Source organism: Haliscomenobacter sp. (genome assembly GCF_965225875.1).
Lineage (GTDB): Bacteria > Bacteroidota > Bacteroidia > Chitinophagales > Saprospiraceae > Haliscomenobacter.
On record NZ_CBDDBS010000003.1, the window covers coordinates 458,255 to 473,687 of the forward strand.

Sequence of the window (15,433 nt, forward strand, 5' to 3'; positions counted from 1 at the left end):
TGTGTATTTTTCAACTCAAAAAACACCTATGTCCAAAAAATCCGAACTCATCGCCGCTTATTTCCCCAACATCTACCTCGCTGTCATTTCCTTGCTCCAGGGCATTGCCCTCTCCCAACTGGTGCCTATTTTTTTGACCTATGTTGAGGTAGCTGAAAAGCCCTGGTTGGACATTCATTTGTTGCCCATTCTACTGATGTTGCTGATCATTTTTACAATCTGGCACCATTATGCCATCAGCATTTTTTTCCTACGCTGGTTTCCAAACATCATAGATACCTTAGTGCCTTTTTTGGTTGGCGTGGCGCAGTTTGTACTCATCTCTTATTTGACCATTAAAACGGACTTGTCCGACATGAGAATGGAGGCTTGGACCCTTGGTTTTGCCATTTTTTTGATGTCGGGATCTTTCCCTTATTTGGCTGCCGCCTGGCGCCTGGAAGTGGACTTGTTTGCTGACATCATGAGCAAAAAGAACGCCATCCGGCACGGGGAACTAACGAAAAAATACTACAAGTGGGCGGGTTATTCCATTTTTGTACAGGGGGTATTTGTCATGCTGATTGTGCAGTTAAAGCAGGATTCCTGGTTGTTGTTTTCCTTGATCCTATTGTTGAGCCACCTATTGTTGTTTGAATACTGTCTCTTGTACCGCATCAAGCCGCATTATGTCCAAAGTATGGATGAATTTGAAGGCTAGAATCTGAAATTAAAAAGCTGATTTTCAGGCAGCTCCTCTTTCTGTGGTATTTTTATGATCTCCCCCTTTAGGAGGATGTATTTGGTGTGTCTATTCCTGACCTTTACATCATGAAATTTTAACGCACCAAAACCAATTGCCATGAAAACCATTTTCCTGCTGATCACACTACGCCAATCTTTAAAAAACCGGACTAAATCAATACACAAAGTTTGTATATTAATTCTCGGATTGCTACAAATTTCCATTCAACTGAGGGCCCAAAACCCCAACGAAGCCGCCCACTCCATCTTACCAGCTGATGGCATCATCCAATATCTGCCGAAGGATACCTCTGCGGCATCCACTCCCGCCATCCTTTCCACCAACAAACTTCAATTCACCCCGCAGGTCAATTTTTTCTTTTTGCCCGAAGGTACGCTGAACTATAAGGGTGCTGCTCTGGCCGTTGATACAGGGCATCTCAATTTTTACCTGCGTGGCGATTTTGGAGCCAAACTCTCCTTGCCCAAAAATGTGGATATGGTTTTTAGCCTGCAGTCCTATGGCATTTACACCCGCAGCCTGGGCCCATTGGATCCTAACCTGACCTTGTACGAAGGTTATGTCGACTTGAAAAAACTGGGCCGCAACAGCAACCTGGCCCTGCGGTTTGGCCGGATGTCTTTGGGCAAATATGGCAATGAAATCCTGGTTGGCGATGATGATTTCATCAAAGGCCGCAGTTTTGAAAGTGTGCGGCTACGCTACAAAAAAAATCGGGTAACCAGTGACCTGATGTGGGTACAGCTCTACCAGCCTGCTCCGCCTGCGGCTAACTTCGACTGGAATCACCCCATTTTTCTGGCTACGTTTAATACTTTCAATTTTTCCGAAGCATTCAATATTGATGCCAACCTGCCTTTTATCATCGATCAATACAACAGTGGCTGGCGGACTTCGGTATTTATGCCCGATGTACGTGCCTTCGGCCACTTGGGGAACTTCAAATATTCTGCCGAACTCATCCTGCAAACTGGTACGGCTAAAGACATCCTCAACGAAAACATCACTGGAACCCTCAGCGCTTATGCCGCGGAATTGAGCGCAGGTTACACCTCCACGGACGGCAAACTCAACGCGAGCCTGGCCTACTATCGGGCCAGCGGGGATGACAACACTGCCGACAATGAGTTGAAATCCTACAATGTGTTGTGGCAAAATGAACACCGCCGCTTTGGGTACATTGACGCGTTTAAAGGCTCAAATATTCAGGCTATAACCTTGCACCTGGATTGGAAACTGGGCAGGCTGGTATCGACCGGGGTGCACGGCGTGATGGCACAAGTTTTGGAGTCAAAAGATCGCTCCAGTGGGGTAATCACCCTCGAAAATTTGAATCGGCTCAACACGAGCAATAAATTCATCGGCATAGGTGGCGATTGGTACCTCAATTATTATTACAACCACAACCTGAACTTCCAATTCTCCACTTCAGCCTTTAAAGCAGGGGAGTATTTTACGGCGGTGAATGGCACGGATAAAACGATGATTAGGTTTTATTTGATGATGGCTTTGCGGATTTAGAAGGAGAGAAACTTCTCGGAGATAGAGCTAAAGCGACATTTTATTAAAACAAATGAAAAAAAGAGGACACAAAGGGCACAAAGTTAGGCGTTGATAGCGCTGTGTTTTGTGCCCTTTTTATGTTCAAAATTATTTTTTCCTCCGCCAATTTTTTCTTGCTATTTTTTGTTTATAAAAACGGCGGACTTGCTATCTTGTTTAACAATTCCACTTAACAACAATCAGGATCAAGATGAAGGAAGGGCTGGGGTGAACGGCTCAAAGGTCTAAAATCACTATACTAAAACCTTAAATACCAACACATGCGACTCATTTCCTTCATCATGTTAATTTTGTTAATGGCCGGTTGTGCCAGCACCAAAAACACCAGCGTAAAGAACAAACAGCTCAATGGTACTTGGCTACCCATCAAGCAAGAAATTGGGGGTAAGGCGTTTCCTGCTGCCGTTTACCAAAACCAAAAATTGGTCATCAAAGACAGTACCTACACAGTAGTAGCCGAAAGTGTAGACAAGGGCATTGTCAAATTCAATGGCAATAAAATGGACATTTACGGCAAAGAAGGGGTCAATGTAGGCAAACATTTCACGGCCATTTACAAGCTGGAAAATGATGAACTCACAATATGTTACAACCTGGCTGGTAATGCTTATCCGGAAGCCTTTGAAACCACTGGAAAAATGACCTTTTTCCTTTCAGTGTTTAAAAAGGAAAGAAAATAATACCCCTGAGGTGTCCCTTTAGTGGCTTTAGTTTCTTAGGTGGTGAAAAAACACCCTACGAAGCAGGTTTTCCCCCTATCCCCATCAACTAAATCCGCCCTCATCTCATTTTATCTCTACACAAAACAAGGACACCACAACATGGAAATAGGCATTGACAGTTTTGCCGCCGCTCACTTCAGCGGATCGGCGAGTGACCCCGACAAAAACATACAAGCCATGGCCAACCTGCTAGAGCGTGTACAACGCGCCGATCAGGTTGGGCTCGACATATTTGGAATCGGAGAACACCACCGCAAAGAGTTTTTGGACTCGGCGCCCATTACCATCCTTTCTGCGGCCGCCGCCATGACCCAGCGCATTCGTTTGACCAGTGCAGTCACGGTACTCAGTGCGGCCGACCCGGTGCGGGTATTTCAAAATTTTGCCAGTTTGGACATCATTTCCAAAGGCCGTGCCGAGATTGTAGCGGGTCGGGGCTCCTTCATCGAAGCTTACCCACTCTTTGGTTTCAGCCTCCAGGATTACGATGCCCTCTTTGCGGAAAAATTAAACCTGTTGCTACACATCCGCGACAATGAAGTGGTGAGCTGGAAAGGCAAATTCCGCCCCGCATTGGAGGAGGCAGAGATTTACCCTCGCCCTGTTCAACCCAAGATGCCCATTTGGTTGGGGGTAGGTGGTACCCCGCAGTCCTTCATCCGGGCGGGCAGTTTGGGCTTACCTTTGATGGTCGCCATCATTGGTGGTGAAACCCGGCGCTTTCGTCCCTTGGTCGATCTGTATCGGCAGGCAGGAGCTGCGGCTGGGTTCAAACCTGAAGACTTAAAAGTGGGTTTACACTCCCTGGGCTACATCGGCGAAACGAGCAAAGAGGCTCGTGATGAGTTTTTCCCCGGTTACGCTGAAGTGTTCACCCGCATTGGCAAAGAGCGTGGTTGGCCACCCGTGACCCGCCCTCAGTTTGAAGTACAAACAGGGCACCACGGCGCCTTGTTGGTGGGTAGCCCGGAGGAAGTGGCGGAAAAAATTCTGCGTCACAGCGAGGCACTGGGGGGGATTTCGCGCTTGACTTTTCAGATGGACAATGCAGCTCTGCCACAAAGTAAGTTGTTGCGGTCGATTGAACTGATTGGTGAGAAATTGGCACCCATTGTGAGGAAGGGGTAAATCGGTTGATGCATTATTGCTGAGGTGGTTCTGGGTGTCTGAGGTTGTTTAGGTAGTGAAATTAAGCTATTTTTTTCACCACCTAAGCAACCTCGGACACCTAGAATCGCCTCAGACACAAGTACTGGATCTCAATTTATAAAAAGCGTCATTATTGTTATGTATTTATCGTGAGTGTTGCATCCCATGCTGAAACACTCCACTTATGAAACAACTCTATCTAGCTCTCGGTATTCTTTTGCAACTCAACAGTCGGGCTTTATTTGCTCAAAAAGCCCAGGAATGGCACTACAACCTGAGCCCTCAAGTGGCCAAACAATTGTTTCTGGGCAAAGCCTTGGACACTTCCATGATCGGCAAGCCACAGACTTCTGAAAGTTTTGATAGTCTGCCTATTCAGCACCATTTGCTGGTACAAAACAAGGCAGAAGAACTCCAACTTTCCTTGCAGTCCAAAGCGAATTTTACGGTAAGGGCAATAGTTCTTGGGTCGCATTTGGGTGTACAAATCCTCGATGCTCAAGGTGAGTCCATTAAATCTGCCAAGGTAGTTTTGAACGGTACATCATTGGTTTTTGAAGCTGGCCTCAATCTTTTTCGATACCCCAATTTTATGCCTGTCAGTGGTACTTTGAGCGTGACCTTGGGTGAGCATACTTTTTATTACCAATTGAACGCCACCAAAGTAAATGCGCCGAGGCCAGTTGCTGCACCATCCCGGGACCAGGCTGATCAAGCCTTGCGAGGGTACGTCGCTTTTTGCAAGCCTGTTTTTCGACCTCGGGACACTCTGAAGGCAAAAATTTACGCGGCAAAACCTAATGGAAAGCCTTATGCGGGCAAACTAAGGTTGGAGTTAAATACGGACAAACTTTGGTGGGATACCCTGGTTATCATCAAACGGGGCACTTTTGCCTTCGAACTCCCATTGGCTGATACCTTACCTCTGGATCAAACCTATACTTTGTCGGCTAAAGCTTTGGATAACAACATCAAACAAACTTTAAGCCATACTTTTCACCTGGAAGATTATCAGTTGAATGAAGTGCAGTACAACTTATACCTTGAAAAAGATAAATTTCATGCAGGTGAAAAAATTAAACTAAATCTGGTTGCTCAAACCGTTTACAATACCGCTGTGCCAGATGCAGAAGTGAGTCTTAGGTGTCAGTGGTATGGGAAAACGATTTGGGAATACCAAAATAAATTGGGTGAGGCTGGTGAACTTGAAATGGAGATTCCCACAGATTTATTGCCTAAAACCCCATGCGTCATTAAAGTGTGGGCTGGTTTTTCGCGTCCAGGTGAAGCACTTCAAATCAAGGAGATTTCCTTTTGGTACAGTCCCCTAGGCATTGATCTCTATGTTGACAACTCAAAACTCCACGCAAGTTCTTATGGCGAAACCTATCAGTTGTGGGCTGAATATAATTGGGGACGGCAGTTGTTGTATGCCGGGAAAGATAGCCTGATCATCCCCATCAATCCCAATCTGAAAGGCTATAGTGCTGGTTTCAATAAACCTGAAACCTACCTGGATCTTCAAAATGGCGGACCAGGTGCAGTTGGCGATCAATTGATCTGGACTACTCGGAATTTGAAAAACAAACAATCCATTAGCTTACACAATCCCTTTGGCATCTCCATTTGGTACCAAATAAGCAACAAAAATGGATTGATAAAACAAGGTTGGATAAAAGATACAATGTTTCGCTGGACTCAACAGGAGAAAAAACCTCAGGATATGTACCTGCAGTACCAATATTGGTGGGGATCAAATCTCGTGCTTGAAAAACGGCTGATTCCTTATCAAAAAAAACAGGTAAAAATCGAATGGATTGCTCCAGAAAGGGTATACCCGGGGCAAAACCTGGATTTGCAAATCAGGGCGCAGGATGAACGGAGTGCCCCCTTAGCTGGCGTTGACCTCGCTGCGGGGGCAATCAATGCACAGTTTGGCGAAGACTTACCTCATAGCCCCTTGGCCTTAACTTCGGATCAGAAACTGCCCATTAGTTATTGGGATATTCAAGTTGTCCCATCAAAAAAAGAATGGAAACAGCCTTTGGATTATACTTTTTACAAAAAACTCGATTGCCTGTCTTCTGACCCCTTTTACCGCTATCGATTCCTGGAAAATGGTTTTTTGAGTCAAGCCATTGCATTAAATGCCAGCCGATTTTATCAGGAACATGCCTTTTTTGCACCTTTTGTGGTCAAACAAGGAAAAGTCCAGCCAGTAATGCTGGTTTATCTCAACGATACTTTGACCTATTTCGGCGGCAGTGGGGGAAGCGGCAATTACCATTTTTGCACTTCACCTGGCTACAAATCGATTCGAGTACGCACCAAAGAAGGCGTATACCAATTGGATAGTATGTACCTGAAGCTTGGGCACAAACTCAACCTGATCGTTGACGCCCTTAATTTCAAAAATTCTGAGGCAGCTAAGCAAATCACCTTTTCCCCAATGCCAGATACCTTGGTCGATGCAGAAAAACAATTGTTAGCCAAAAGTATGTTGCTGATGTCCGACCTTGGTGGCGAGTATGCCTGGGACAATTTTGGGCATTCCTACTACCAACGGTTCAATACAGGCTTCCTTGGCCCGTTTATCCCGGGAAGTACCATCCAGTATATCCAGCGTTTCTATCGCAAGCAGGTTTTTGAATTCCCAATCGTGGATCAGAAAGTCAGTGGTTTAAAAATGGTACAGGCATCCCATTTTGATCACAAAAATGTTTGCCCGGAATGGGCACCTAGTTTTTTTGACTCCTATTCCATTCCATTGGTTGATCGGACGGTGCAGGAAGCCTATAACCTTAGCGGGTTTCGCATTGAGCAGCCAGGCAAACAAGAAGGAATTGAGGATTTTTGTTTGCAAATTGGGGTGGATGGAGTCTTGAGAGGGCGAGTTGTAGATGAAACTCTATCCCCTTTGATCGGAACCAACATATTAGTCAAACAGACCACACTGGGGTGCGTCAGCGATTATGATGGGAGCTTTACGTTGAACATGTCAGGTTTGTCAAACCACCAGATCATCATCAGCTATACTGGGTATCAAACCCGTGAATTTAAGACTTGCCAGACTGAAATACCCCTATCTGGAGATATAGTTTTGTATGAGAGTACTGATCTTTTGTCGGAGGTTGTTGTAGTTGGTTATGGAGTTCAAAAGAGGTCAGAAAGCGTTGCATCTATATTTACTATTTCCAGTCAATCAATAGGCCGACAAAAATCATCCAATCACAGCAAGCCAGCCAAGCCGAAGCCTGAAAAAACAAAACCCTCCTTTGAGGCGAGCGAGCTATTTAGTCCGACTATCAATGGCATCCGCACTCATTTCAGCGATTATGCTTTTTGGCAACCCAATCTTCTTACCGACTCTGAAGGGAAAGCCCAATTCAGCGTCAAATTCCCGGACAACATCACCTCCTGGCAAAGTTTTGCCATTGGTGTGGATCAAGATGGAGAAATGGGTTTGGGCTTAAAAAACATCGCTGCATTCAAACCCCTGCAAGCCCAATTGTACACCCCCCGTTTTCTGGTTGCGGGTGATCAGGTGCAAGTCAATGCCAAAGTAACAAATCTGGTCAGCAGCCCCACCTTGATCCATACCCATTTCAAACAAAACGGCCAAAACCTGCAAGATTCGAATTGGATTGCCCCGGCTTTTACCAACCTCACCCAAATGATCACTGCGCCAACTAAAACGGATAGCATGGCCCTGGAATTTGGCTTACAAACTGGTCAATACATCGATGGGGAAGCCCGTGATTTGCCCATCATTCCCCTTGGCCGGATGAAACCATACGGGCAATTCATCGAAATTACCCAGGATACCATGATTATTTTACCCTTCACGGCAGGCACCCCTGCTGCTACCTTGACCCTCGAACCCGGAGGAGCCTTAAAACTGATGCTGGATGACATCAAATATTTAAAAGAGTACCGTTTTGGCTGCAATGAACAGACCTCTAGTAAACTGACAGCTCTTTTATTGGAAAAATCACTTCGTGGGATGTTGGGCGAGCCCTTTACAGGCGAGCAAGAAATTTATGAAGGCATCGCCATTTTGGAGGGACGCCAGCAAGCTGAGGGCGGCTGGTGTTGGTGGATAACTGGACAACAACGATATTGGACTACAAACTATGTTTTAAAAACATTGTTGCGCGCTGCCCAGGCTGGTTACCCCGTAAAAGTGCTGAAAAAAGGCCTGGAGTTTTTGCAAGAACAATTGCCACAAATGAATGAAGAAGATTATTTGATCTCCCTGGAGACCTTGACCAAGGCGGGTATAAATGTTGACCTGACCCGACTCCAACAAGAACCGGAGGCTATAGCAGAACAGGATTTATTGTACAAAAAACTCTTGCGGCAATACTTGCTACAAGCCCATAACCTACCTTATTCTCTGGATACTTTGTACAAATACCAACGTTTTGAGGCCAATCGACCCGGCACTTATTGGGATGGAAGGGAGGTCTTTGGGTTTGCTGGCTATCGGGTAGCCGATTGTAGTACTCAAAATACTTTAATCGCTTATTCAATTTTTAAAAAGGCAGGCAAGGAAGATGAACTCAAAAAAATCCGCAGTTATTTTCTCAACAACCGAGGCTTTTTCGAAGGCAATTACCGCTACGGTGGTCGCTGGAACAACACCATGGAGGTTGCCAAAATTCTGGAAGCCATTTTACCCGATTTGATTGAAGCGGATAAAGAAGAGGATAGGGGCAATAAGAAGCTTGAGAAAAAAATGGCCGCTTCACATCGCTTATTGGCTCTTGAACAAACGCCCATTACGCTCAAGCTTCAGCAACAGGATACCTTCTTCATTAAACTGGGTATGAAAACCAATTCTGCATATCTGACTTATATTCAATACACGAATTTAGGGGATTCAGTGCAAAAGACGAGCAGCTCCAATTTTGTGGTGCAATCTCAATTTTTGAAAAACCAGGAGCAAACTTCAGTTTTGCAACTCAATGACCCTGTTAACTTCCGGGTTGATGTTCTAGTCAAACAAAGATCCCGGCATGTGATGATTGAAATACCAATTCCAGCGGGTTGTACTTATTTTAACAAAGATGAAACCCGTAACCCTTTTGAAGTCAACCGCGAATACCATGCGGACCGGGTGCTTATTTTTTGCGATGAATTACCCGCATGGAACCATGAGTTCAGGGTGCAATTGATACCTCAATTCGCTGGAAAATTTACCCTCAATCCTGTTTGGGTAGAAGACATGTATCATCCTTTGGACAATGGGACGAATACAATTAGAAAGGTGCAGATTCGGCAGTAAGACATTACAAATGATGATGTCAATACCAAAGCGACAAAATAGCAACGCGGATGACACGGATAACGCGGATTAACACGGATTTTTATCCCGCATTCGGCGTGATGAAAAAAATAGCCACTAAAGTACAAAGCCACCAAGAAATCATTTTCAATTCAACGGACTTTGTGCCTTCGTTCCTTCGTGGCTAAAAAACTTTGCCGCAGGCAAAGCAAAATCCGTTTTGATCCGCTTTATCCGTGTCATCCGTGTTGCTATTATTGTCGCTTTGGTAAATATAAAATCGCGAAGCGTTCAAATATCCCTACCCCCTTTCCGTCTTCTCCTTCAAACGTTCATACGGCAACCAATCCATTGTCCCTTTCCAGTCCAGCCATTCCAGGCCATTGAAGCGTTTTTTGTAATCGTAAAACGAAGACTCGTGGTGGGCGAAGCCCGGATAATAAAAGGCCTTACCCAATTGTCGGCAACTGTAAATCTCCAACAGCATTGTGTACACCCCCAGACTGTATGCCCCGTAATCCGGATGAAACATGGCGTAAATGCTCGACATAGACTTGGGGGTATGGTCAATCAAACTGGTTGCAATCAGCTTTTCACCATCATAAACATCCAGGATCAAGCCCCGCGTGGGCAAACTTTCGTGGGTGGTGCTGATGAAGTCGAAAATGCTATCGGGCACATTGCGCTCAAAACGTTCACGGTGCAGGAGGAATAGCTCGTGGTGGGCATCCGTGGGGCGCCCGGCAATCAGGTTCCAGTGGAAGTTTTCGTTTTTGCGCCAGATTTTGGACTGGCTTTTGGTCAGGGTGAAGTTGTTGACCGGAATCCGCAGGGGGAGTACTTGCAGCGGCCCAGCTCCGGTCGTAATGTCTTCGTGGGTATCGTAGGAGTAGCGGTAAAAGATGTTGCCTGCCCGCCGCCAGCCATTTTCAAACATCAAATCCAGTTCTTCATCCCCAATGCTCAGTAGCCAGGCATGCTGATGGTGAATCACCTGCCCGTTGAGCTCCAGTTGATTTTCTTCCGAAAAAAGATATGAATCGGGGTATAAGATCATGTTGCAAGTAATCTGACTTTTCTCGCAACAATTCTACTGATTTTCCCGAACAATTAAAACAGGAATTTTTACGCGGTGTCGCACGCTGTCCACCGTGGTGCCAAAAATTAGATCTTTGAAGAAGGTATGTCCATGGGCGCCCATTACCAACCATTCTGCACCAAATTCATGGACCAATTTGGGGATTTTGCGTTTTGGGTTGCCGAAGCCAATTTTCATTTCTACCTGATAACCTTGTACTTGCAATTGCTGAACGTAAGCTGCCAGGGCTCGTTCATCTTCACTCGATTCATGATCGGCAATTTCCGGGCCGTAAACCATCGCTCCAGCGGTTTCCACTACATGGATCAGGCAGTAATTGGCTTTTTGTCCCCCTTGCGCCAAAGCACTGCGGATGGCCAGCGAATCAATGGCTGAAAAATCAATACACACTGCAATACGCCCGGGGTTTGCCTGAGGGGCCAGATCCAGTTGCATGGCCGTTCCATGGGGGAGTTTTGCACCTCGGGCGATTTCCCGATTTTGAATCCAGGGTTTGAAAGTAATGTAAAACAATAGGGCCAGGACGGCGGCACAGATGGGCAATACCGTAATTTGGATGACCCAGGGATTTGCCGCGCTACTCAACCAACCCACAATTTCCTGATAAACCAATTTTACATTAAGGCTCACAATAATGATGGCAATAACCCAGGCAGCAATTTTCACCCAGGGTTTGTTGACATAAATCCCCATTTTTTGTTTGTCACTGGTAAAATGGATCAGCGGAATGATGGCAAAACCCAATTGTAGGCTCAGAATTACCTGGCTAAAAACCAATAAGGAAGTGGTTTGGCTTTCCCCATAAATCAAAATCACAATATAAGCCGGGATAATGGCGATCAGGCGGGTGATCAAACGCCGGAGCCAGGGGGCGATGCGCAGGTTGAGGTAACCTTCCATTACAATTTGCCCAGCCAGGGTGCCAGTGATGGTTGAACTTTGGCCTGCTGCGATCAGTGCAATGCCAAAGAGCATGGGTGCAAGGTTTGTGCCGAGCAAGGGTGCCAATAATTTATGCGCGTCCTGAATGTCGGCCACTTCAAAATATCCCGCTTTGAAAAAAGTAGACGCAGCCAAAACCAGGATGGCCGAGTTGACAAAAAAAGCGGCGTTTAGGGCGATGGCTGAATCGATAAAGTTGTAGCGGATGGCGGTCCAAATGCCCTTTTCGCTAGCTTCAATTCGCCGGGTTTGTACCAACGAAGAATGCAGATACAAATTGTGGGGCATTACCGTGGCTCCAATGATGCCAATGGCAATGTAGAGGGCATCGTCGGTAAGCATAGTGGGAATAAATCCTTTGGCCAATTCACCCATAGCGGGTTTGGCAATGATCATTTCGATCAAAAAAGCACCCCCAATGATGCTGACCAAGGCGAGGATAAATGCCTCGATTTTGCGCATGCCATAGCTTTGCAACAGCAAGAGGAGCAAAGTATCCAGGACAGTCAGACTAACGCCCCAAATTAAAGGTAGGCCAAACAACAAATTCAGGCCGATGGCCATCCCTAATACTTCAGCCAGGTCGCATGCGGCAATGGCTACTTCGGCCAGAATCCATAACGCATAATTGACCAACTTTGGGTAAGTGCTGCGCGAAGCTTGTGCCAAATCCAATTGGCGGACTACCCCCAGTCTTGCACTCAAACTTTGCAAAAGCAGGGCCATCAAATTAGACATGAGCAGCACCCAAATGAGTTGATATCCAAATTTACTGCCCCCGGCAATGTCAGTGGCCCAATTGCCCGGGTCCATGTACCCTACACTGACCAGGTAGGCTGGGCCCATGAAGGCCAGTAGTTTTTTCCAACCATTTTTTTGGCTGGTTTCTACGGAACCATGTACTTCACTCAAAGATTTGTTGCTCATATTGCTTCCCTTTCACATCCAATGGCTTCTTAATTTTCTAAAAATATGAATTTAGACTGGCTTAAAAAAATATTTAGATGATATTTTTAAGAGCCAGCCTAAATCAAAGCCTGAATAAGGAAAGTATTTGAGCCTTATTGCGCGGGGAACCGATACCTGGTCTTCGTGCTATACGTTTGTCCCGGATTCAAAGTAGTACTTGGAAACTTGGGTTGGTTCGGACTGTCGGGGAAATGCTGGGTTTCCAGGCACAATGCAGAGCGGAACACATAGGCCTGGCCGCTTTTCCCAACCTGAGAACCAGTCAAGAAGTTGCCACTATAAAATTGAATGCCTGGTTCAGCCGTCAATACTTCCATTTTGATTCCGGTACTGGGACTAAGTACCGTAGCAATGAGAGGCAACTCACCCGCAGCCACTTTTTCAGGCACCAACACGAAATTATGGTCGTACCCCTTACCGTACTTGATTTGGATGTGATCTGCATTTACCCGATCACCAATGGCAGTGGGTTTGCGGAAATCAAAGGGTGTGCCTTCTACTGAAGCCAGCTCACCTGTAGGGATTAAGGTAGAATCTACAGGAGTGTATTTGGAGGCAAAAATCTGCAAAAGGTGGTCGTTGATGCTGGTATCACGCTCGCCATCCAGGTTCCAGTAGTTGTGGTTGGTGAGGTTGAGCACGGTGGGTTTATCGGTAGTGGCACTGTACTCAATTTCTACGCCGCGATCAGCAGTCAGGCGATAGATTACTTTTACTTGCAAATTGCCAGGGTAACCTTCTTCCATGTCTTTGGACAGGTAGCTGAATTCTACGCTGCTGCTGTCGATTTGTTTGGCATCCCATACCTTTTTGCAAAAGCCTTCGGGCCCGCCGTGTAGGTGATTGGCGCCGTTGTTGGTGGCCAGGGTGTAGGTTTTGCCATTGAGGGTGAATTTCCCCTTGGCAATCCTGTTCCCATAACGACCCACTACGCAGCCAAAGTAAGATTCCGTCTTGAGGTAATCGTCGATGTTGTTGTACCCGGTCAAGACATCGATGTCCCGGCCATCCTTGTCCGGCACCAAAAGGCCAACCATACGTGCTCCGTAATTGGTGATGGCTGCCTGAATCGGGCCATTTTTCAGGATGAACAATTCGATTTTTTTACCCTGGTGGGTTTTGTCGAAGTTTTTTGGATCGGGTAGGCGGTAGGCCATTTCCTTCTTTGTTTCCATTTCGGCACTTTCTTTTTCTTTTGTTTTAGGCTTACAACTCAAGGCAATTAGGCTCAAAAGCGCGAATCCGATGAGTGCTTTTTGTTTGTTTTTCATTTGCTTGCGATTATCAATGGTTAAAAAAATGACATGCTTGTACAATTACTTCCATAAAGCAGGGAAGGTATTGTATTTTTCCGAACGCTTAGGGGCGATAAAAAAATAAATTTGTTCATTTTGCCAAAGGATTAGATGAGTAAAGGTTTCACTTCAAGCGTCTTATCTAATCCTTTGGCTTAAGTAAAATGAACATTTATTTTGACCCACCAATAAAACAGTTTACTGCATGTCCGAAAGAATTTCCATCCCTGCAAAAGGCCGCGATAAAGATACCATTCTTGATGAATTGTCAAAGTTACATTTAAAGGACATTTCCTGGAAAGCAGGCCGTGCCTGGAGTATGGTGTACTATGTTGATGATGCCCACCAAGAGCTCCTGACCCAGGCCTACAGTAGTTTTTTTTCCGAAAACTACCTCAATCCTTTTGCTTTTCAAAGTTTGAAAAAAATGGAACTGGAGGTCATTCAAATGACGGCCAGTTTGTTGAACGGTGATGAAAACGTGACAGGCACCATGACTTCGGGGGGGACCGAGAGCATTTTTCTCGCGGTGTACACCTATCGCGAGCGAGCCCGCAAGTTGTTTCCCAAAATTACCGAGCCGGAAATTGTCGCTTCGAATAGCATTCACCCCGCTTTTGAAAAAGCCGCCCATATCCTGAACATCAAAGTCAAAAAAGCCCCGATTGATGCCGAAATGCGAGCCCAGCCGCAGGAATTGGCCAAGCTGATTACCCGCAACACCATCCTCATTGCCGCTTCTGCGCCTACCTATCCCCATGGCGCACTGGACCCTATTGCGGCGATTGCCGCTCTTGCCCTGGAGAAAAAACTGCCGTTCCACGTTGATTGTTGCATCGGAGGGTTTTTATTGCCCTGGGTAGAAAAACTGGGCTACCCAGTTGATCCCTTCGATTTCAGGGTGCCAGGAGTTACCTCCATTTCTGCCGATGCCCACAAGTTTGGTTATGGGGCCAAGGGTGCTTCGGTGCTCTTGTACCGCAACATGAATTACCTGAAATACCAGTTTTACATCGCTACCGATTGGCCCGGTGGGATTTATGCCTCGCCCACTTTAATGGGGTCTCGTCCCGGAGGCGCTATTGCAGCTACCTGGTCGGCTATGCAGGCTTTGGGACAAGATGGTTATTTGCAGATTACTCAAGAAATCATGCAAGCTACTAACCAAATCAAAAAAGCTTTGGCAGAAATTCCAGAAATCAGTATTTTGGGCATTCCGGTGATGAACATCATCGCCTACACAACTCGTGGAAACCAGCCTGATATCTTTGTAGTGGCTGATCAACTGGAACAAAAAGGATGGATGTTGGACCGCCAACAATTGCCCAATTCCATTCACCTGACCGTAATGCGCCAGAACATTCCAGTGATTGACACCTACATTGAAGACCTCAAAGCCTCAATTCTCTTTGCAAAAAACAACCCTGGCGAAACCGCCAAAGGTAATGCTGCTTTATACGGCTTAATGGCGCGAATTCCTTTTCGGGGTATGGTTGAACAAAATGTGCGCAAGATTTTTGAAGACTTGTACGATTTTTCCAAAACCAGCCTCGTCGAAGAAACGGGAACAACTTCCACTTTGCCGGAACCACCCTTGTGGATGGGGCTATTGAATCGTTTCTTGCTGTGGTGGGGGCGATTGAGGAGGAAAAAATAGAAGAT

The 15,433-nt window shown here is 46.0% G+C and carries 9 protein-coding genes; 6 read left to right on the forward strand and 3 right to left on the reverse strand.

Annotated features, from left to right (window positions below; translation table 11 throughout):
- The first annotated feature begins 28 nt into the window (after window positions 1-28).
- The 5 genes from ACO08K_RS22410 (at window position 29) to ACO08K_RS22430 (ending at window position 9,466) form a co-directional block, all read left to right on the forward strand.
- Window positions 29-700, forward strand: coding sequence for a hypothetical protein (locus tag ACO08K_RS22410; RefSeq protein ID WP_421798705.1), 672 nt, complete (start codon window positions 29-31; stop codon window positions 698-700).
- A 141-nt stretch (window positions 701-841) separates the two neighbouring features.
- Window positions 842-2,266: an alginate export family protein gene (locus ACO08K_RS22415; RefSeq protein ID WP_421798706.1), complete on the forward strand. Its 1,425-nt coding sequence runs from the start codon at window positions 842-844 to the stop codon at window positions 2,264-2,266.
- Between the two features lie 302 nt (window positions 2,267-2,568).
- Window positions 2,569-2,988 carry a TIGR03067 domain-containing protein gene (locus ACO08K_RS22420; RefSeq protein WP_421798707.1) on the forward strand — a complete coding sequence of 140 codons (420 nt, stop codon included), beginning with the start codon at window positions 2,569-2,571 and terminating at the stop codon, window positions 2,986-2,988.
- A 141-nt stretch (window positions 2,989-3,129) separates the two neighbouring features.
- Complete coding sequence (locus ACO08K_RS22425) at window positions 3,130-4,158, forward strand: LLM class flavin-dependent oxidoreductase (protein WP_421798708.1); 1,029 nt, start codon at window positions 3,130-3,132, stop codon at window positions 4,156-4,158.
- A gap of 205 nt (window positions 4,159-4,363) precedes the next feature.
- Window positions 4,364-9,466, forward strand: coding sequence for an alpha-2-macroglobulin family protein (locus ACO08K_RS22430; protein WP_421798709.1), 5,103 nt, complete (start codon window positions 4,364-4,366; stop codon window positions 9,464-9,466).
- A gap of 301 nt (window positions 9,467-9,767) precedes the next feature.
- Here the strand turns inward: ACO08K_RS22430 and ACO08K_RS22435 are convergent, their stop codons facing one another.
- The 3 genes from ACO08K_RS22435 to ACO08K_RS22445 all read right to left on the reverse strand — a co-directional run bounded on the left by ACO08K_RS22435 (window position 9,768) and on the right by ACO08K_RS22445 (window position 13,747).
- A complete protein-coding gene (locus ACO08K_RS22435) occupies window positions 9,768-10,523 on the reverse strand; it encodes an arginine-tRNA-protein transferase (RefSeq protein ID WP_421798710.1) in 756 nt (251 codons plus the stop codon).
- Between the two features lie 33 nt (window positions 10,524-10,556).
- Window positions 10,557-12,434 carry an Nramp family divalent metal transporter gene (locus ACO08K_RS22440; protein WP_421798711.1) on the reverse strand — a complete coding sequence of 626 codons (1,878 nt, stop codon included), beginning with the start codon at window positions 12,432-12,434 and terminating at the stop codon, window positions 10,557-10,559.
- A gap of 134 nt (window positions 12,435-12,568) precedes the next feature.
- Window positions 12,569-13,747, reverse strand: coding sequence for an aldose epimerase family protein (locus tag ACO08K_RS22445; RefSeq protein WP_421798712.1), 1,179 nt, complete (start codon window positions 13,745-13,747; stop codon window positions 12,569-12,571).
- Window positions 13,748-13,976: 229 nt separating this feature from the next.
- Between ACO08K_RS22445 and ACO08K_RS22450 the strand changes: the two genes are divergently transcribed.
- Entirely contained in the window at window positions 13,977-15,428 is a 1,452-nt protein-coding gene (locus ACO08K_RS22450) for a pyridoxal phosphate-dependent decarboxylase family protein (RefSeq protein ID WP_421798713.1), read from the forward strand.
- Window positions 15,429-15,433 lie beyond the last annotated feature (5 nt).